Origin of the sequence: Bartonella sp. TT119HLJHH (assembly GCF_042193385.1) — a bacterium.
Classification (GTDB): domain Bacteria; phylum Pseudomonadota; class Alphaproteobacteria; order Rhizobiales; family Rhizobiaceae; genus Bartonella.
Map to the genome: position 1 here is coordinate 31140 of NZ_JBHILS010000002.1, position 19274 is coordinate 50413.

Sequence of the window (19274 nt, forward strand, 5' to 3'; positions counted from 1 at the left end):
ATTTAGGAATAACCTTTACGAACAAAAGTTACAAGCCTTATCAATCGGCTTAAACAATATCATTGCTGATTGTTGTTTAAATTAAGCGATTTTTCATTTACCTTTGGTATCATTTCAAGGTATTAAGATTGTCAATTCATTTGGCTTAGAAAAGTTCAAATTCTTTCGGACATACTCATCCAACATATCTTTTTCTATATGCCCATTGCGTAAAAGAGAAATACGCTTTTCCATGAATATCCGCTCAGCTTCTATTTTATGAAGCTCCTTTTCTAATTCGCTAATATGCTGATTAACTTCACTGCGTGAATACAATCCATACTCACCATGATAAATGTGGTAACTGAAATAGCTTAAGACTCCCACCGTCATAAGAGGTAGTACAAAGCGTACTTTGATTGATCGACGTTTCTGCTTTGTCCACATAAAATAGCACAGTCTTTACAGCACAAATTTCTTAATAATCAGCCCAACTATGCACGATTTTGATTAATACCTCATTACCAAATCTACACTAAATAATCTTATTATGTTCAATTCCCCCCCCTTAAGACAATCAAAGTAAGTTGAATGCCCCACTTTTTCTATTACAAATATTGGATATCCTCTAATTTGTAGATTTTTTCCCCAAATTTCCTGTTAAAATAAGGATAAAATCAATCAATACCCAAGGTATAATTATAAAAATAATCCCTATAAGCCCTATCCCCATAAATAGTAGACCTATTGTACTTAGTATAGTTATAAGAAGCATTACAATGCCTGTTATAATTTTACCAACCATAAAACGATGAATCCCCAATGCACCAAAACACATGCAAACGATCGCTAACAACATTTTTGATTGTTGTGGCTGCCCTGCTGACAAGATAGGAAAAACAGACTTAATGGTATCCCCTTCACAGACAAAATCAACCATATCACCAACCTTTGGTGGCTTTTTTCCTGACCAATTCCTACTCAAGAACTGATAACGCTTACCATCACCACCTGAAACGAAATAATTTCCTTGATCCTGACTAATAATTTTACCTTTCATCTTCACCACCTATAAAATTGTTATGCATAAAGAAGCTTTTCTTCTAATATGATAATATGTTGGATAAACCTCACGGCATGAATACGATCTGTACTCACCGTGATATACGACATTTTAAAAAGCTTAAAATCCCCCAACAACTTAAAATTCCCGCATTTATAAGTGGCAATACAAAGCACGCTGTTCGATTTGTACTTTTGCTTTTTATATGAAATAGTACATTCTTTTTCAATATTTTTATTTAAATATTCATAATTTTATTTAATATTTAACATTAAAGACATAGAATAAAATAACTTACATTATTAAATTAATATATTGATAAATATAAATAAAATTATTTGTTTATATTAAAATTTTGTCGAGTTGCTATAACTTGGTAATTTTATTGCCATCTGCATCTCTAAAATATCCAGATAAAATAACTATAAAATCAATAAATGACCACAGTATATTGATAAGAATTCCTATACCTGTTACATTTATGAGAAGCATTACGATACCCGTTCCAATTTTACCAGCCATAAAGCGGTGAATACCCAACCATCCCAAAAAAAAACAAATAACTGCCAGACCTAATCTTGATTGCTCTGATTCTTTTTGACTTAAGAGAGGGAGAACAGATTTAACAACATTATCTTCATATACAAAATCAACAATATCCCCTATACTCGGCGGTTTTTTTCCTAACCAATTCCAATCCTCAAATTGATAACGCTTATCATCACCTCCCGAAACGAGATAAACTCCTTGATCTTGACCAATAATTTTACCCTTCATCCTTGCCCACCTATAAAGCTGCTCCTTATGTGTTATTCATAAAGAGACTATTTCTTTTTATAATATGCTGATTAACCTCACGGCGTAAATAAAATTTGTAGCAGCCGTGATAAACATGAAATTAAAATAGTTTTGCCCCCCAATGATCTAACGCTTTCTGCTGCTATAAGCAGCAATACAAAACAACCTTAGTTGATTTACCCACATAAAATAGCACAGTCTTTTTCAATACTTTTATTCAACTGTGCATATTTCTCTTAATATCTCACATTAAAGAAATAGAGTACAATAATCTTGCATTATTGCAACTTAATATATTGATCGAAATAAAAAGTAAACTTTATTATTTTCTTTTTATTGTAAATTTTTCACAAATCTGTAATCTGATTCCCATCTTTATCCGTAAATTTTCCAGCAATAATGAGTATAAAATCAACAATCGCCCAAATACCGGTAATCATCAATCCAAACAATGATAAAGATAAAACGAGCATTAAAGTACCCGTCCGAACTCTCCCAACCATAAAGCGATGAACACCAAAGATACCTGCAACCCAACAAAGAAGTGCAAACATTATCTTTGAGTTCTCTGTACCTGATCTCAACAATGGAAAAACAGAACTGACAACACCCCCTTCATAGACAAAATCAACAGTATCACCAATCCTTGGTGGTTTCTTTCCCAACCAATCCCAAGTCGCAAACTGATAACGCTTACCGTCATCACCCGAAACGAGATACATTCCTTGATCTTGAGTAATAATTATACCTCTCATCTTAATCCCTATAAACTTAAATACCTATAAAATTACTGAGTACATGTCTTTGATAAGAAATCTCAATTTCATAATCTAAATAATATCATACTCTCACACTTTGTGCTCACAACTATCAACGATATACATCACCAGCATAACGCGCTTGGGCTCCCAGTATTTCTTCAATACGAATAAGTTGATTGTATTTGGCTAATCTATCCGAACGTGCAAGAGAACCTGTTTTAATTTGTCCACAATTCGTTGCAACTGCAAGATCTGCAATGAAAGAATCCTCTGTTTCGCCTGAACGATGAGATATAATGGCATGATAACCTGCTTTATGTGCTACTTCTACAGCATCAAGTGTTTCACTCAATGTACCAATTTGATTAACTTTTATGAGAATAGAATTGCCTACCCCCATTTTGATACCATCACGCAAACGTGCTGAATTCGTTACAAACAAATCATCGCCAACAAGCTGACATTTTTCTCCAATTGTGTCAGTAAGTAGCTTCCAACCTTCCCAATCATCCTCTGCCATTCCATCTTCAATTGTAATAATAGGATAATTTTTCACAAGCTGCGCTAAATAATCTACCTGCTCTTGGGTGTCACGGCATTTCCCCTCACCTTTATAAAAATACGAACCATTTTTATAAAATTCTGTTGAAGCACAGTCTAAACCAATGGCAATTTGTTCACCTGGTTTATAGCCACATGCCATGATAGATTCCATAATAAAATCAATTGCTTGATCAGCACTTTTAAATTGAGGTGCAAAACCACCTTCATCACCAACATTGGTATTATAACCCGCATCTTTTAAAAGCTTTTTCAATGTATGGAAAACCTCAGCGCCATAACGGATAGCTTCTTTTACAGTAGGAGCTCCTATAGGAATAATCATAAACTCTTGAAAATCAATCAAGTTATCAGCATGAACGCCACCATTAATAACATTCATCATAGGTGTTGGAAGAATATGTGCTTGTGTACCACCAATATAACGATACAAAGGTAAATTTAATGAATCCGCCGCTGCTTTTGCAACCGCTAATGAAACACCAAGAAGTGCATTGGCACCAAGACGGGCTTTATTTGGCGTTCCATCCAAAGCAATCATTGCTTGATCAATAGCGATTTGATTTGTTGCATCTCGCCCACCAAGTTCTTCAAGAATTTCGCCATTGACTGCAGAAACCGCTTTTTCAACACCTTTCCCTTGATAACGCAAACCACCATCACGAAGTTCTATAGCCTCATGGGCTCCCGTTGAGGCTCCCGATGGAACCAGAGCACGACCAAAAGCCCCATTTTCCAAATGAACATCAACTTCTACCGTTGGATTACCACGGCTATCAAGAACTTCACGCCCAATGATATCGACAATTATAGTCATATATGTTTCCTTATCCAACAAAAGTCGCGATTCATTTATAATGCCCTATTAATGAAATATTTTTTCTCTTCTCAACTCAACTTTTTTGACAGATAATCAAATTCCATTAAAGTCTCAAGCAATCTTTGTAAATCATCAATTTTAATCATATTGGGTCCATCAGAAGGTGCATTATCTGGATCTTGATGTGTTTCTAAAAAAATACCTGCGACCCCAACAGAAACAGCCGCACGCGCTAAAATTTCAACAAATTGACGCTGTCCACCAGATGAAGCCCCCTGCCCCCCAGGTTCTTGAACAGAATGTGTTGCGTCAAAAATAACAGGAGCTCCAAATGAACGTAAAATAGGCAACGAACGCATATCAGAAACAAGCCGGTTATAACCAAATGACGTGCCTCGCTCACAAAGCATAACATTCGGATTACCACTGAAAACAACCTTTTTTAAAACATTCTCCATGTCCCACGGCGCTAAAAACTGACCTTTTTTAATGTTAATAACACACCCTGTTTTAGCAGCTGCTACCAAAAGATCTGTTTGACGACATAAAAAAGCCGGTATTTGTAAAATATCGACCGTAGAAGAAACAATTGCACATTGATCTTCTGTATGCACATCCGTTAATATGGGACAATCAAACTCTTTTTTTAAATCAGAAAAAATAGCCATTGCTTTTTCAAGACCAATACCACGTGCTGCACTCAAAGAGGTTCTGTTGGCTTTATCGTAACTTGATTTATAAACAAACCCCATACCAACCTGATCGGTAATGGTTTTAATACGACCAGCCATTTCAAAAGCATGATCACGACTTTCCATCTGACACGGCCCTGCAATTAATGAAAGAGGCATTTCATTTGAAAAAATCATATTTCCAACTTTCACACGGGCATTTGGTTTAGTCATTTTATCCCTCAAAAGCAAAGTAATCCAATTTATGCATTAAACCAATCGACTTTGTTCTACAGCGGCTTCAATAAAAGAAGAAAAAAGCGGATGTGGATCAAAAGGACGAGATTTTAATTCTGGATGATATTGAACACCAATAAACCATGGATGATCTACATATTCTATCGTTTCTGGTAAAATACCATCAGGAGACATCCCAGAAAAAATCAAACCACACTGTTCTAACTTATCCTTATAATCAATATTGACCTCATAACGATGACGATGTCGCTCGACAATCTTGGTCATCCCATAAATTTGAGCAATATGACTCTCTTCTTTTAATTCAGCAGCAAAAGCACCAAGGCGCATTGAACCGCCGAGATCACCATTTCTTGTACGTTTTTCAAGAACGTCCCCTTTAAGCCATTCTGTCATTAAACCTACAATTGGATTGTCTGTTTCGCAAAACTCGCTTGATGAAGCATTCTCAATCTGTGCAATATTGCGCGCAGCTTCTATACAAGCTAATTGCATCCCAAAACAAATCCCTAAAAATGGAACTTTACGCTCTCGCGCAAATTGAATTGCTCGAATCTTCCCTTCTGCCCCTCGTGCCCCAAAAGCACCTGGAACCAAAATTCCATGGGCTTTTTGTAAAGCTGAAACAGAATCTTCTTTTTCAAAAAGCTCCGAATCAATCCACTCAATATTAACCTTCACTCTATTCGCTAAACCACCATGCGCAATCGCTTCAATCAGAGATTTATAAGCATCCTTTAAGCCCGTATATTTTCCCACAACAGCAATCGTAACTTCTCCTTCAGGATGGTGAATACGATGCGTAATATCTTCCCAACGACCCATCTTGGGGGAAGGTGCCGAATCGATTCCAAAAGCGCAAAGAACTTCAGAGTCCAAACCTTCCTTATGGTATGCCATAGGAACATCATAAATTGTTGGCATATCTAATGCCTGAATGACTGCATTGGAGCGAACATTGCAAAAAAGTGATAATTTGCACCGTTCTGTTTCTGGAATAGATCGATCTGCACGTACAAGCAAAATATCAGGAGAAATACCAACTGCTTGCAATTCTTTGACAGAATGTTGTGTTGGTTTCGTTTTTAATTCACCTGCCGAAGGAATATAAGGCATTAATGTGAGATGGACATAAACGACATTTTGTCTCGGTAGCTCATTGCGAAGCTGACGAATCGCTTCTAGAAAAGGCATTGCTTCAATATCACCAACCGTTCCACCTATCTCACACAAAACAAAATCAAATTCTTCATTTCCCATCGTAATGAATCTCTTAATTTCATCCGTAACATGAGGAATAACTTGGACTGTTGCCCCCAAATAATCACCACGCCGCTCTCGTTCAATGATATTGCGATAAATACGCCCTGTTGTAATACTATCTTGGCTATTTGCAGAACGCCCAGTAAAACGCTCATAATGACCAAGATCAAGATCTGTTTCTGCACCATCATCGGTCACAAATACTTCACCATGTTGATAAGGTGACATCGTACCTGGATCAACATTTAAATAAGGATCAAGTTTGCGAAGACGTACGCGATAGCCACGAGCCTGTAATAACGCTGCTAACGCCGCCGCTGCGATGCCTTTTCCAAGGGAAGAAACCACACCACCAGTAATAAAAACATAACGTGCCATGGGCTTATGGTGATAAGCAATTTATAATTATTTTTCCAGCAAAAAATGCAAAAAGAAACAATTTTTCTTCTAAAATAAAAAAGGCGAAAAAAATCACCTTTTTTAAAAAGTCTATGTTTTCTTAAAAAACTATTTTGTACTGTTATCTGGAACTGTATTTTCAAGAACCTGAGGAACTGGACTTTCTGCTTCAGGATTTGTGGACTGTTTCTGTTCCTGCGGGGAATGCGAAGTGCCTCCTAGCTGTTCAAGAATAGAAGGGGAAGACTCACCATCTGATGATGGGACTGATCCTGAGCCTTTATTGGTAGAATTCTGCTCTGAATTAACCGGTATACGCTTTAAAATATCAGAACTAGAATTTGATATATTACTCACCACGGTAAGTCCAATAGACACAACAAAAAAACAACAGGCTAAAATAGCAGTTAAACGTGTTAAAGGGTTTCGAGATCCACGAGTTTTCATCAACCCTGAGCTATTACTCACACCTAACCCACCACCTTCTGAAGGTTGAATTAATATAACACCAACCAAAGTAATCACAATCAAAAAATGAATAACTATAAGTACTGTTTGCATAAACCCTGCTCTTCAAATAACTCTTTAATAGCTATTTACACATAAATAACGCACAATCCAAGGGGAAACTCAAATTTCTCTGCTATAGTTTACGACAAACATCGCAAATAGTTAAAAAATCAATCGCTTTTAAGCTTGCTCCACCTATCAAAGCACCATTAACATGAGCAATGCTTAAAAGCTCAAATGCATTGGATGGCTTTACGGATCCACCATAAAGCAAACGTATCTTATTGCCTTCATTACCAAAACGAGAGCGCACCTTATCTCGAATGAAATGATGTACTTTTGCAATATCTTCTGGAGTCGCTGTATTGCCGGTGCCTATCGCCCAAACTGGTTCATAAGCGATAATGGTATTCTCTGCTGTTGCATCATCTGGTAAAGATTCTTCGAGCTGCTGCGTGAGAATATCCAGCACTTTATTATTATTACGCTCCTCCAATGTTTCACCAATACATACAAGAGCCACAAGACCTGCTCGCCACGCAGCTTGCACTTTGGCACAGACAATCGCATCATTTTCTTGATACACTGTACGACGTTCTGAATGCCCAATAATAACATGACTTGCTCCCGCTTCTTTAAGCATAAAAGCTGAAATATCTCCAGTATAAGGACCATGATCATCAAAATGACAATTTTGTCCTCCCAAAAGGAGATTTTCACCATTCAGCGTATTAGAAGCACGCGATAAAAGCGTTGCTGGAACACAAATTAGGGCTTCAAATAGATGACCTAGATCAGAGCTAACGCCTGTAGCAATAGCACGCAACTCTCCAAGCGATTCACTCGTTCCATTCATTTTCCAATTTCCAGCAAGAAAAGGCCGAATATTTTGAGACATATTTTTACCTCAAGAGCTCTTACAATACATTGTTTATCTGTAGTTACCAAATTATAAAATGAAAGCAAGTCTTTAAAGCTTGCATCTTTCATCTCTTTATTGCAAATTCCATTCCAGCTTTGATAATAACTCATATTAAAAATGGACTTGAACAATGCTTGACATCATAAGAAATGCTACAAATTCTTGGATTTTTAGAATTTTCCTTGCTATATTACTCTTATGCTTCATTCTTTTATGGGGGGTACCGCAGTTACACAAAAAAAGTGAAAGAGATCTTATTACTTCTGGAAAGTCCACAGTAACTGTCGATGATTATCGTCTTGCACTCGCCGATCAAAGCGCACGTTTAGCATATGCTGCTCATCTTGGACGAATGTTTACAGCAAATGAAATGCAGCAATACCAAATTCCTGCTTTTGTATTTAATCAATTACAACAAAATGTACTGCTTGATGAACAAGCACGTAAAATGAAAATAAGTCTTTCAAAAGATACAATAGCTCATGCGATTGGTTCTGATAAGATGTTCCAAGTAAATGGCACTTTTGATAAAAACTTGTTTTATAACTATCTTCAGCATTTACACATTAGTGAAAGCGCTTTTCTTAATTATTACACCAAACAAGAAAAGCGTAATCAGCTTATTGCTGCTTTACTTTCTGATATGAAGGCACCAAATCTCTTTTATAAAGCACTTGCTCTTTATCAAGAAGAAATGCGTATTGCTGATTATCTCGTTATTGATCTAAAAGAAAAGGAAACAATTGCTGATCCTGATTACGAAACATTACAAAAATGGTTTGAAACACATCAAAGTCAATTTCGTGCTCCCGAATACCGCACTGTCTCTTTGCTATCTATGGAACTTAATGATTTTGTAAAACCTAAAGATATCTCAACAGATGAGGCGAAAGCCTATTATACACAAAATGCTTCACGTTTTGTAATACCTGAAAAGCGTACATTCGAAGAACTGCGATTCCCCTCACGCGAAGAAGCCGATAATGCAGCAAAAAAAATAGCTGATGGATTGAGTTTTGATGAACTGGTAAAAGCTGAAAAAAAGACTCTTAATGACATAAAAAAAGGGCCTCTCGCAGAAAATGAACTTCCTAATCATCTGACATCTGAAATTTTTGAACTCCAACAAGGACAAGTCAGTCCTGTAATAAATGACTTACAGGGACCTGTTATCATTCGCGTTACGCATATTGAACCTTCAAGCTCTCTTCCTTTTGAAAGTGTAGAAGAAAATATTCGCCAAACACTTGCCAAAAATCGTGCTACTGATGATATCCGTAACAATTATGTAGCCATTGAAAATGCTCGTTTTGAGGGTGCTTCTCTCAAAGAGTTAGCTGACCAATACAAGTTATCTTTGCGCACAATTACCATTGATAAAACGGGAAAAACGCTTGAAGGTACAATACTCACGGATTTACCTCAAAAAGATATTTTACTGAATGCCATCTATCAATCAAACGAAGGAGTCGATCTTGATCCTCTCTCTTTTCAAAATGGTGGATATCTCTGGTACAAGGTCGATAAAATTATTCCTGCCCGTGATAAGACACTTGAAGAGGCTAAGCTAGATGTTCTTGCTCAATGGAAAAATGAGGAAATCCAACGTCTTCTTGATGAAAAAGCCCAAAATGCTCTCAAACAGCTCACGGAAGGAAAAAGTCTTGTTGCTCTTGCTCATACCCTTGGTGTTACAAAACAAACAACACCAACCCTCCGGCGTCAAGACTCATCTGAAACCCTTGGCGTTGAAGGCATTAAAGCATTATTTTCCGGTCCCAAAGGTCATTATGGCATCATAAAAGGTCCGGTTGCAACAAACCGTATCATTTATCAAATAAAGACTGTAACCATGCCTAAAGATATCACGTCTCATACTCTTTCAACTGAAGTCCGCACCAATATAGATATGATGATAAGAGAAGATCTCAAGTTAGAAATGCTACAAGTTGCCAATAAAGAACATCCTTTGGAAATTAATAGCACAAATTATAATCAGATCTTTAACTCTCTCCAATAAAAAGATTTTATATAATTTAAAGAACTTATTTGATAAATTTTCCATCAGCTCTTCGTCTATAGTTGAAGAGGTAAGATAGATCTCTTGTTTGCATATCTTAGGATCAGCGTTTGTATAATGATTCATTCTCTCGCAAATCAGTGCATGTATGGATTTGCGAGAAAATAGTCAATGGAATGTAGAGTTGTTTTTGCAACGCATTAAAAAACATTATTCATCCAAAGGTTGTAAAGGTTGTCGCCTATTAAGCTATAAATGTCATCCCTATCGTCATTCATAGCTCAGCATATTGCTACTCTTAATATTCATTCATAGGAAGCGTATTGCTTCTTCCTTAAATGATTTCATTTACACACCCAACTTATAATAGATAAAAAAACTATTTTTAAAATTCATTATAAAAATGGAGAAATCTTTTTCTATTCAAGACTCTCATTCAATATGAGAAAAAACAAATTATCATTATAAATCAATATATTCATAAATCATAACAGTCATCAATTATGATGTTATAATTTCTCAAAAATAAGAGTTTTTTATAGACTTATAGACTGCTAAGATAACTTCTCTCATAAAATAGAAATTTTATTTCATGTTTTTCTTTCTCTGCATCTCACCCATCCAATATACTGAATAAAACATACTACTGATGAAGAAATATACCGTATTTTCAAGATCACAAAATTTCTTATTCTTTTGCGTTCATAACAACCAAAACATCAACATTTTTTATAACAAAAAAATGGTTTGGAATCACAATAGCTCCTTTATCTTCCTATGAAAAAATCAGTCTACATGTTACGCATTCTAACGTAGTAATATTCTTTTACAATATCTTTGGAAAATTGCCGCTTATTGCTGCCCTTGTTATCAACCAATAGCGATACATCAATGGCAAAGTTGCACTCTCTTGAAAAATTGCTGCCCCCAGCTGTATAGCTTTTTGAAGAGAAGCCGGTACAATGACCAATGGAAGAAAAGCTGGCTTAAGAACTCTCGGTAAAATACAAGAATACTCGTAAAATTGGGTATAATGATCGCGCGATAATGCTACCATAGCTTCAACAATACGACCCTTTTGTTGATCACTGAGACGATGGGATTCCAAATCTTCCCTATTCACTCCTACAGCCTTTAATATATCAGTAGGTAAATAATATTGATATCGTGATTGCATGAATGATAAAAGACGTAATACACCGCTTAATCCTTGAGAAATCCCTCCATGCTCATAGATATCTGTAAACTCTTGTGCAGTATCAGGATCTAATATCTGACAAGAAAGCTGTAAAATTATGCCTGCTGTCTCACCACAATAATGCTCTAGATCATGAAGTGTTTCTATTGGATTGTGATAAAGATCTAAAATTTGTGCATCACAATAACGTAAAAAAGCTGTCTTAGGTAAATTAAAAAGAGTGATTGCTTTTAATAAATCATTCAAAATCGGATTGTTTCCACTCGTTTGCATTTCACCATGAGCAATAGCATCATACCACCAACGTAACCGTATTTCTCCTATGAATGGATCATGTACACTTTCGCGAATACGAGAAACTTCAGCATTAAATACATAAAGAGCAGCCAATGCTTGGCGCTTTTTTTTAGGCGCAAATAAAACCGATATATAGCGATCACGATCTATGGTACGTAAAATATCAAGACAATAAGGAAGAGAGCCTATCATTCTATGAACCTATTAACGTCCCTTTTTTAGCAATTAAATTAATATCCTCTTTTTATTCATATTAAAAAATGAAGGATAAGCAAATACAGTTCAGAAAATAAGATTTTTAAATGTGTCTCTTAACTGTATTGTGAATTAAAGTTTCTTTTCTAGTCACTTTTCGTTTTAGAAAGAAAAAATTAAATAAATAATTTTTCTGATAAAACTTATCTTATAGGACTTCAAGTTTTCATTTGCAGTAAAAAAGCTAAAAAACAATCGTAACATGCATAGTAAAACTTGAACAACAAACAACGAAAAACACTTTTTCAGTGGATAGATGACAATGTTATTTTATAAAAAATACACTGATCACAAAAACTTCATCAAATCATTGACCTCCTCCCCATCCTAAAAGACAAAGGTTCTTACCAACACCAATTTGTAAAAAATCCAATTGCTCTCGGTGATTTTCTGTTACTATCAATACATTGATTTATAATCATAATCTGTTATTTTGTATGTTAAATTAGAATTCCAAATATCGTAGATATGCTTTCATTTTAAACCAACTCCATGTTACATCAATAAAAACTATTCCCTTGCACGTCCCAAGCGTAACTGGCTTGTAGGTAACAACTGTATGAGAAAGAACTAAAAATGCCTCTTATGAACTGTCTCAAGTGCCAAGAGTTGATCACTCATGTGATTCATTAGGAACGACGAGCAAGCTTTGTTCTGAATACTTGCTGCTGTATTTAAAAAACTTAATGTGTTATGTTATGTATATTCTACACCCTTATATCACCGCCTTAAACGACAGTATTTTACAGAGCAGAAAATAATTACACAAGTCTTTCATGCTAGACCAGAGCCTTTGTTTTATGAAACAATACTCTATTCTACCGCAAATAATAACGCCGCAACAGCGCGATCTTCAGCCAATAAAACATTAAATGTACGCACCGCCGCTCCCGTACTCATTGTATCTGATGAAATACGTTTTTCCCATAAAAGCACCCGTAACTCTTCAGGTAATCGTAATAATTCAATTCCAGTACCTATTAATAAAACCTCGATTTCAGAAGCTTCTTCTAAAATACGAGATATATCCCCTTGAGTGGGAATAGGCCCTGCCATGTCAATGCCATAAATACCTGATGGGACACAAATAATAGAACCTCTATGAGACATATCAGCAAAACGAAACCCACCATTTCCATAAGCATCAATAGGTGCGCGACTTGGAAAATGTGCTTCACGAATTTGAATTGCATCGAACATGAATATGCACCTTTTATTTTTGAATAATCCAATTGTCTTTGCTACTTCTCACCATAAAAATTAAAGTAAGGCTGATATAAACATTGATATGTTAAACATAGATAGCCTAGTATTGAAGTGAAAGTTTTTATATAATGCCCTAATCTTCTCATACAACAAATATATGAAAATTTGGTCATAAACCGCAGTAAAATGCTATACCTACTTAAATAAATCTATTTTTTGAAAAGTTTCTTCAGCTTATTTACTCACAAATTTCTTTTTATAAAAACAATGATCTTCTTTAAAAAACAGAAAAAAATTGCGTAATATTCTATAAATAAAGCAACTATTTTAATAATCTAAAGAAAACAAAAACTCCATTTTCTGTAGCCACTATAAAAGCCCCTTTTCCAATGAAATTGTCTTGATCTTGCCAAGCTTTTTATAAAAATGCTTAAAAAATGTAATAAACTGCCATTACACCTTAAGATGCATTTTCCTTTGATACAGCTTTTTTCTCTTCAGAGATACTCATATCTTCTTTCGTTGTCGTTTTAGATTTAGACTTTTGTGGTGTTTTTGCTTTAGCATTAAGTTTTGACTTTTTTTCTGCAATCGGCTCACCTTTAACGCGCACATCAGCTAATGTTGAGCGAATAACACGAATATTTATACTCTCACCAATTTCAACCTCTAATTCACCACTCTCGTCGTGAACCTTCGTAACCTTGCCGATAATACCACCACCCGTTATAACTGTATCACCACGACGTACTGCATTAAGCATTTCTTGGCGTTTTTTCATTTGGGCACGCTGTGGACGAATCATAAAAAAATACATAATTGCAAAAATTAAAATGAATGGGACAGCGTTAGCAAATGAAATTCCACCGGAAACATCGCCTGCAACTTGAGCATAAGCGTTCGTCATAAACATTTTTATCTCCTATAGTTAAACCTCAGGTATTTCCCACTCTATTAAAATGAAATTCCGATACAGAAAAAATTCCTAAAGAATTTATCATAAAAAGCAATAACTACATAATCTAATCACAGCTTTACAAAAATACAATAAATCCTTAAGAGGCAGAATACCAAAATACAATGAGAAAAATCTTAAAAAATAGATTCACTTTCCCCTATTGTATATCCTACAATATAAATCTTTTCACTAACTCAATAAATTATACAAGATAATTTTTCTAATGAACAAACTTTAATTTATATAGATAATTTATCGTTTTTGATATCGAACGACAGATCTAAATACAATAAAATGCTCTCATTTCAAATCTTCTGAATTAATCAAAACGATTTTCTTGACGTCACACATATGAAATGAGCCTGTCGATAAAAACTTTTTAAGAAAGGCGTGAAATATCTTTTTTCATGCTTCTCTCAAATGCAAGAGCAATTGGAATACTCAAAGCTGACAAACAGTATGATACTATTGTCTTACACTTTCATAAATACAAAGATGGTAATATCTAACGCCCCCCACGAACTACTCTCCTGAAACCAATGATTTTTTGCTGCTATGTTATTGATTTAAGAAAATCAATTGTTTTTCATGAATTTTCTATAAACTGTAAGACTATTCAAATGTCAAAGTTATCAATAAATTAGTTTTCTAAATATTTAAGGGGATCAACAGGTAATGAATTCTTACGCATCTCAAAATAGACACGTGGCGTTTTAACATTTCCTGAAACACCAGATTTAGCAATCTCATCACCGCGCCTTATCCTCTGTCCTTTGTTAACAACAAGCTTACTATTACATCCATAAATAGTGATAATATCATTTTCATGTCGAATCATCACAACATTACCAAGCTCTTTTAGTCCATCTCCCGCATAAATAACCACACCATTTTCTGCCGCCTTTACCGAAGACCCTTCAGGCACTGCAATATCTATTCCTCGATTCATTACTGTTCCCTTTTTTTGACCGAACTGGCTTAATAAACGCCCTCGTACTGGCCAACGCATCTTAGAAATTCCTGTGGCTTGCGGAGTCGTCATATTATCTGTATTCGTAACAGTACTTGACAAACCAGTCTCATGTTTCAATTGCGTCATCTGTTTAGAAAAATTTTTCTCAGAACTTGATTTGTTCATCTTTGCAGAGGGTGGCGTTGTTACAGGAGCTTTATATATAGGAGAGGACTTCTTGTTTTTTATAGAGGACATCACAGATTGGGATGCAGATTCTGTTGTTGACACTGCCCAATCGTTATTATTGTGTGCATTTGAAGCTGCTAATGTACGCCTGCTTGGAACAACAAGGACCTGACCGATATAAATGGAATTGCTGTTTATACCATTTGCTAATTTTAATGCCTCAACACTAACCCCTACTTGTCGTGCAATACTGAGCAGTGTATCTCCACTCTGGACAATATAAGAATTCCGCCGAAAAATAGGAGATTTATCCATTTGTGAACGAGAAAGTGTTCCAAGATTACGTGGAGGGGCGCCCATAACGCGACCATCAGAAGAAGTTATCCTACCTTGATGTGGAAAATTATAGGGGGAATTATCATCTCCCCATGAATCATCGCTTGATTCCACAGGTGGCAATTCAGTGCTTTGTATCATACCACTACCGTATGATAGCATTCGCGGGTCTGTATACATAGTGCTTGATATATTTGATTGAGATGATACCGTACGATGAGAGAACGTATTGGAAAAACGCTGTGTACCAGAACTACAACCAGCAACAATAGTTACCACCGCTAACAAAGTTATTCTCTGAAAATTATGCTGGAAAATATTATCCAAAGCTTTTAGACACATCGTTTTGCTCACTCATCAATAATCAACTCATTCCATTAAAGCTTTTTTAAATTACCGAAGAGTTAAAATGAGATGTTTTATTCATAAATATCTTTATATAAGATCAAAATGAATTTAACGTAGACAATTTGCAGAAACGTCTTAGCTTTTAAAAATTAAAGTATCTCTGCAATGCCTTTAATAAAAGGTTGGTAACGCACTTGGAACAGTTCTAAACACTCAAATCGACTACCAATTTTTGTATAGCGCGTCACCGTTTGTACCCCTTCGTCAGGTCCTATCGCCTGAATGAGAATTCCATTTTCAGCTAAAAGTTCTAAAAATTCCTTTGGTTCATCAAAACGTGATGGCCAAATAAGAATGCGATCAAATGATCCTAAGCCTGTCACATTATGACTTCCATCAATCTGCCGTATAACAATATTTTCAATTCCTAAAGTTTGAAATTTTTGGCGTGCTAAATCAACAAGCGTTTTATAACGATCAATCGTTGTCACACGGTCACTCAGACATGCCATAAGAGCAGTACAAAAACCAGATCCTGTACCAATTTCTAAGACACGATGCCTTTTTTTCAACGATAATGCCGAAAGAATTAAGAGTTGTTCTTCCAAACGTTCCATATATTCACCACACTCAAGGGGAATAACTTTATTATCATAAGCACTATTGAACCAAGGAGCAGCAACAAACTGTTGACGCGGAATTTTCTCTAATGCCGAAAAAAATCGCACGTCATCAATGCCTTTGCTACGCATTTTCAGTACAAGAGCGGCTAACTCCTCACGAAATTGTAAAATACCCTTTTGCCCCATAGTATCATTCAATCTCCAATGGAGGTGCACTTTTATCATACTGACAAACTGCTTCTTTTAAAAAGGCAAAAACTTGCGTCTGTGTATCATCACCTCTTGGCAATAAACGCATATTGTCTCTCCTTTCGTAAAATTAAGCAGTAATACAGCGCATGCCTCCCATATAAGGTTGTAAAACATCTGGAATAATAATTGATCCATCAGCCTGTTGATAATTTTCAAGTACGGCAATAAGACAACGTCCAACAGCCGTACCAGAACCATTAAGGCTATGAACAAAATGCAATTTTTTATCGCCGTCTTTACGATAGCGCGCATTCATACGACGACCTTGAAAATCTCCACAAACTGAACAGCTAGAAATTTCACGATAACATTCTTGACCAGGAAGCCAAACCTCGATGTCATAGGTTTTACGCGCTGCAAACCCCATATCTCCCGTAGAAAGAACCACTGTGCGAAAAGGCAAACCAAGCCGTTTTAATATATCTTCTGCACATTCCGTCATACGTTCCAATTCAATTAAAGACTGCTCTTCACTGGTAATCGAGACCATTTCAACTTTCCAAAATTGATGCTGACGCAACATACCGCGCGTATCACGACCGGCTGCTCCCGCCTCTGAACGAAAACAGGGAGATAAAGAAGAAAATCGCAGTGGTAAATCTGATATTTCAAGAATTTCATCGTTGACCAAATTGGTTAATGGCACTTCTGCTGTGGAAATAAGCCATCGACCATCTGTTGTACGAAAAAGGTCTTCAGCAAATTTCGGTAATTGTGCTGCTCCGTAAACAATCTCATCACGAACAAGAAGAGGTACTGAGACTTCTGTGTAACCATTCTCATTGACATGCACATCAAGCATAAACTGGCCTAATGCTCGTTCTAGCCGTGCTAATGCCCCTGAAAGTACTGTAAAACGTGTTCCAGACAAACGACTAGCTCGTTCAAAATTCATCTGTTTGAGATCTTGACCAAGATCAAAATGTTCCTTTGGTGTAAAATTAAATGTTGGAGGTGTACCAAAATGTCGAATGACGACATTATCACTTTCATCTTTACCTTCTGGAACATCATCTAATGGAATATTTGGAAGTGCTGAAAGAATTTTCTCAAGACTCTCCGTCAGCTGTTTTTCTTCCACTGTTGCAGAGGAAAGAAAAGCTTTAATCTCTTCAACTTCAGCTCTAAGACGTTCAGCCATTTGCTGATCCGATACCGCTAAAGCCTGTCCTATTTCCTTTGAAACAGCATTGCGACGTTCCTGCGCCAATTGCACCTTAGCAATATGCGACCGACGTGCAAGATCAAGTTGTATTAACTTTTCAGCTTGTGGCTCAAGACCTCTACTTACGAGTGCTTTATCTAATTTCTCAGGATTGTCACGAATCCACTTAATATCAAGCATAAAAATTCCTCATTTATATTGTTTTTATTCATTCCTTATCGCATAAGATTATACACTTTTCTTAAGCGGATTTTCTTCTCTTTTCTATACTGTAAGCAATTAAAATTGAAATCTCGTAAAGTGCTATCGTTGGTAAAGCCACTGCAAACATCGTAAAAAAATCCGACGGCGTTATGATTGCCGCAATAATAAAAGAGAGCAAAATAGCCCATTTTCGTTTAGACGCCAAATCATGAGACGTTACAAATCCAATTTTTGTTAAAAGACTGATGACAAGAGGTAATTGAAAAATCAAACCAAAAATTAGGATAAACGATGTCATAAAGCCCAAATAATCAGAAATACGCACTATAAACTCTATTTTTAAATGAACATCTGGAAGAAATTGTTGAGAAAGGCTAAACCATAGTATTATTGGCGCTAATAGACCATAAACAAACGCTCCCCCAATACAAAATAAAATAGGCCCCCCAATGAGAAATGGTAAAAAAGCCATACGCTCTTTTTTATAAAGCCCTGGTGCAATAAAACTATAAAACTGAAAAGCCGTATAGGGAAAAGATAAAATAATTCCCCCAAAAACAGAAAGCTTCATCTTCGTTAAAAAAGTTTCCCATACTTGCGTTGATTGCAAACGAATCCCCTCAGGATTACCCTCTGCTATTTTCATTGCCCACTGATATGGCCATAGTAAAAAATTTAAAATATAATCTTTAACAAGAAAACACATCATAAAAGCGATCATAAATGCAACCAAGACAGAAATAATTCGCTGACGAAGTTCAATTAAATGTTCTAAAAGTGGCGCCATATTAGCATCAACTTCATCTTTTTTTACATTCATGACACATCTTCTTTTTCTTTATCTTTAGGAGAAACAAAAATGTTTTCAGAATGATGAGCAGCTATAGAAACTGTCATATCTTTCTTGATTACCTTTTGATCACATTCCAAAATTTCTTTATCTTTTTTTGATTTATGGTGTGTTTCCTTAACATCCCAATTATCGTGGATATCCTCTAATATATTTTGAGTGGGATCAAAAGTTTCTGCCAACTTCTTGCTTGAATCGTTAATATCCGAACATATTTTTTGCAAATCATCGCGCTCAATTTGTTTTATTACATCATCAAACTGGTGACGAAATTCATTTGCTGTTGAATACACATATGCTCTTATCTTTGCTATTGTCTTTAATATTTTAGGTAAATCTTTTGGTCCAACGACAATGATGAGAACAAGTAAGATTACGATAAACTCTGGTCCGTCAATCCCAAACATCTCTTAATT

At 35.8% G+C, this 19274-nt stretch carries 18 protein-coding genes; 1 reads left to right on the plus strand and 17 read right to left on the minus strand.

Translation table 11 applies throughout. From position 1 onward, the window contains the following. Positions 1-114 precede the first annotated feature (114 nt). The 9 genes from ACFIJL_RS01360 to tpiA form a co-directional block, all read right to left on the minus strand. Entirely contained in the window at positions 115-426 is a 312-nt protein-coding gene (locus ACFIJL_RS01360) for a septum formation initiator family protein (RefSeq protein ID WP_012754998.1), read from the minus strand. 181 nt (positions 427-607) lie between these two features. Then, a complete protein-coding gene (locus tag ACFIJL_RS01365; protein ID WP_375622161.1) occupies positions 608-1039 on the minus strand; it encodes a hypothetical protein in 432 nt (143 codons plus the stop codon). A 369-nt stretch (positions 1040-1408) separates the two neighbouring features. Then, the gene (locus tag ACFIJL_RS01370) at positions 1409-1819 is read right to left on the minus strand and encodes a TM2 domain-containing protein (RefSeq protein WP_375620764.1); all 411 of its coding nucleotides are present in this window, start codon (positions 1817-1819) and stop codon (positions 1409-1411) included. 368 nt (positions 1820-2187) lie between these two features. Beyond that, positions 2188-2595 (minus strand): NINE protein, encoded by a 408-nt coding sequence (locus ACFIJL_RS01375; RefSeq protein ID WP_375611266.1) that lies wholly within the window; start codon positions 2593-2595, stop codon positions 2188-2190. Between the two features lie 115 nt (positions 2596-2710). Further along, entirely contained in the window at positions 2711-3979 is a 1269-nt protein-coding gene (gene eno / locus ACFIJL_RS01380) for a phosphopyruvate hydratase (protein ID WP_375622162.1), read from the minus strand. Positions 3980-4050: 71 nt separating this feature from the next. After that, complete coding sequence (gene kdsA / locus ACFIJL_RS01385; RefSeq protein ID WP_375622163.1) at positions 4051-4887, minus strand: 3-deoxy-8-phosphooctulonate synthase; 837 nt, start codon at positions 4885-4887, stop codon at positions 4051-4053. 36 nt (positions 4888-4923) lie between these two features. Next, positions 4924-6552 carry a CTP synthase gene (locus ACFIJL_RS01390; RefSeq protein WP_375622164.1) on the minus strand — a complete coding sequence of 543 codons (1629 nt, stop codon included), beginning with the start codon at positions 6550-6552 and terminating at the stop codon, positions 4924-4926. Between the two features lie 129 nt (positions 6553-6681). Next, entirely contained in the window at positions 6682-7134 is a 453-nt protein-coding gene (gene secG, locus ACFIJL_RS01395; RefSeq protein WP_375622165.1) for a preprotein translocase subunit SecG, read from the minus strand. Between the two features lie 82 nt (positions 7135-7216). Further along, positions 7217-7981, minus strand: a complete 765-nt coding sequence (gene tpiA, locus ACFIJL_RS01400) for a triose-phosphate isomerase (RefSeq protein ID WP_375622166.1) — start codon at positions 7979-7981, stop codon at positions 7217-7219. A gap of 154 nt (positions 7982-8135) precedes the next feature. Here tpiA and ACFIJL_RS01405 point away from each other — a divergent pair, with 154 nt between their 5' ends. Beyond that, positions 8136-10025: a peptidyl-prolyl cis-trans isomerase gene (locus ACFIJL_RS01405; protein ID WP_375622167.1), complete on the plus strand. Its 1890-nt coding sequence runs from the start codon at positions 8136-8138 to the stop codon at positions 10023-10025. A gap of 826 nt (positions 10026-10851) precedes the next feature. On the opposite strand, the gene ACFIJL_RS01410 is transcribed toward ACFIJL_RS01405, so the two are convergent. The 8 genes from ACFIJL_RS01410 to ACFIJL_RS01445 form a co-directional block, all read right to left on the minus strand. Beyond that, positions 10852-11712: a phytoene/squalene synthase family protein gene (locus ACFIJL_RS01410; protein ID WP_375622168.1), complete on the minus strand. Its 861-nt coding sequence runs from the start codon at positions 11710-11712 to the stop codon at positions 10852-10854. An 876-nt stretch (positions 11713-12588) separates the two neighbouring features. After that, the gene (locus ACFIJL_RS01415) at positions 12589-12975 is read right to left on the minus strand and encodes an Mth938-like domain-containing protein (RefSeq protein ID WP_375622169.1); all 387 of its coding nucleotides are present in this window, start codon (positions 12973-12975) and stop codon (positions 12589-12591) included. 466 nt (positions 12976-13441) lie between these two features. After that, positions 13442-13894: a preprotein translocase subunit YajC gene (gene yajC, locus ACFIJL_RS01420; RefSeq protein WP_375622170.1), complete on the minus strand. Its 453-nt coding sequence runs from the start codon at positions 13892-13894 to the stop codon at positions 13442-13444. Between the two features lie 685 nt (positions 13895-14579). Further along, positions 14580-15758, minus strand: a complete 1179-nt coding sequence (locus ACFIJL_RS01425) for a peptidoglycan DD-metalloendopeptidase family protein (protein WP_375622171.1) — start codon at positions 15756-15758, stop codon at positions 14580-14582. Between the two features lie 155 nt (positions 15759-15913). Beyond that, on the minus strand, positions 15914-16573 hold the full coding sequence (locus ACFIJL_RS01430) for a protein-L-isoaspartate(D-aspartate) O-methyltransferase (protein WP_375622329.1): 660 nt from the start codon (positions 16571-16573) through the stop codon (positions 15914-15916). 133 nt (positions 16574-16706) lie between these two features. Further along, positions 16707-17984, minus strand: coding sequence for a serine--tRNA ligase (gene serS, locus ACFIJL_RS01435; protein ID WP_375622172.1), 1278 nt, complete (start codon positions 17982-17984; stop codon positions 16707-16709). Between the two features lie 61 nt (positions 17985-18045). Continuing rightward, positions 18046-18828 (minus strand): twin-arginine translocase subunit TatC, encoded by a 783-nt coding sequence (tatC, locus tag ACFIJL_RS01440; RefSeq protein ID WP_375622173.1) that lies wholly within the window; start codon positions 18826-18828, stop codon positions 18046-18048. Next, positions 18825-19265 carry a twin-arginine translocase subunit TatB gene (locus tag ACFIJL_RS01445; protein WP_375622174.1) on the minus strand — a complete coding sequence of 147 codons (441 nt, stop codon included), beginning with the start codon at positions 19263-19265 and terminating at the stop codon, positions 18825-18827. Before ACFIJL_RS01445 ends, tatC begins: the two co-directional genes overlap by 4 nt. Positions 19266-19274: the final 9 nt, after the last annotated feature.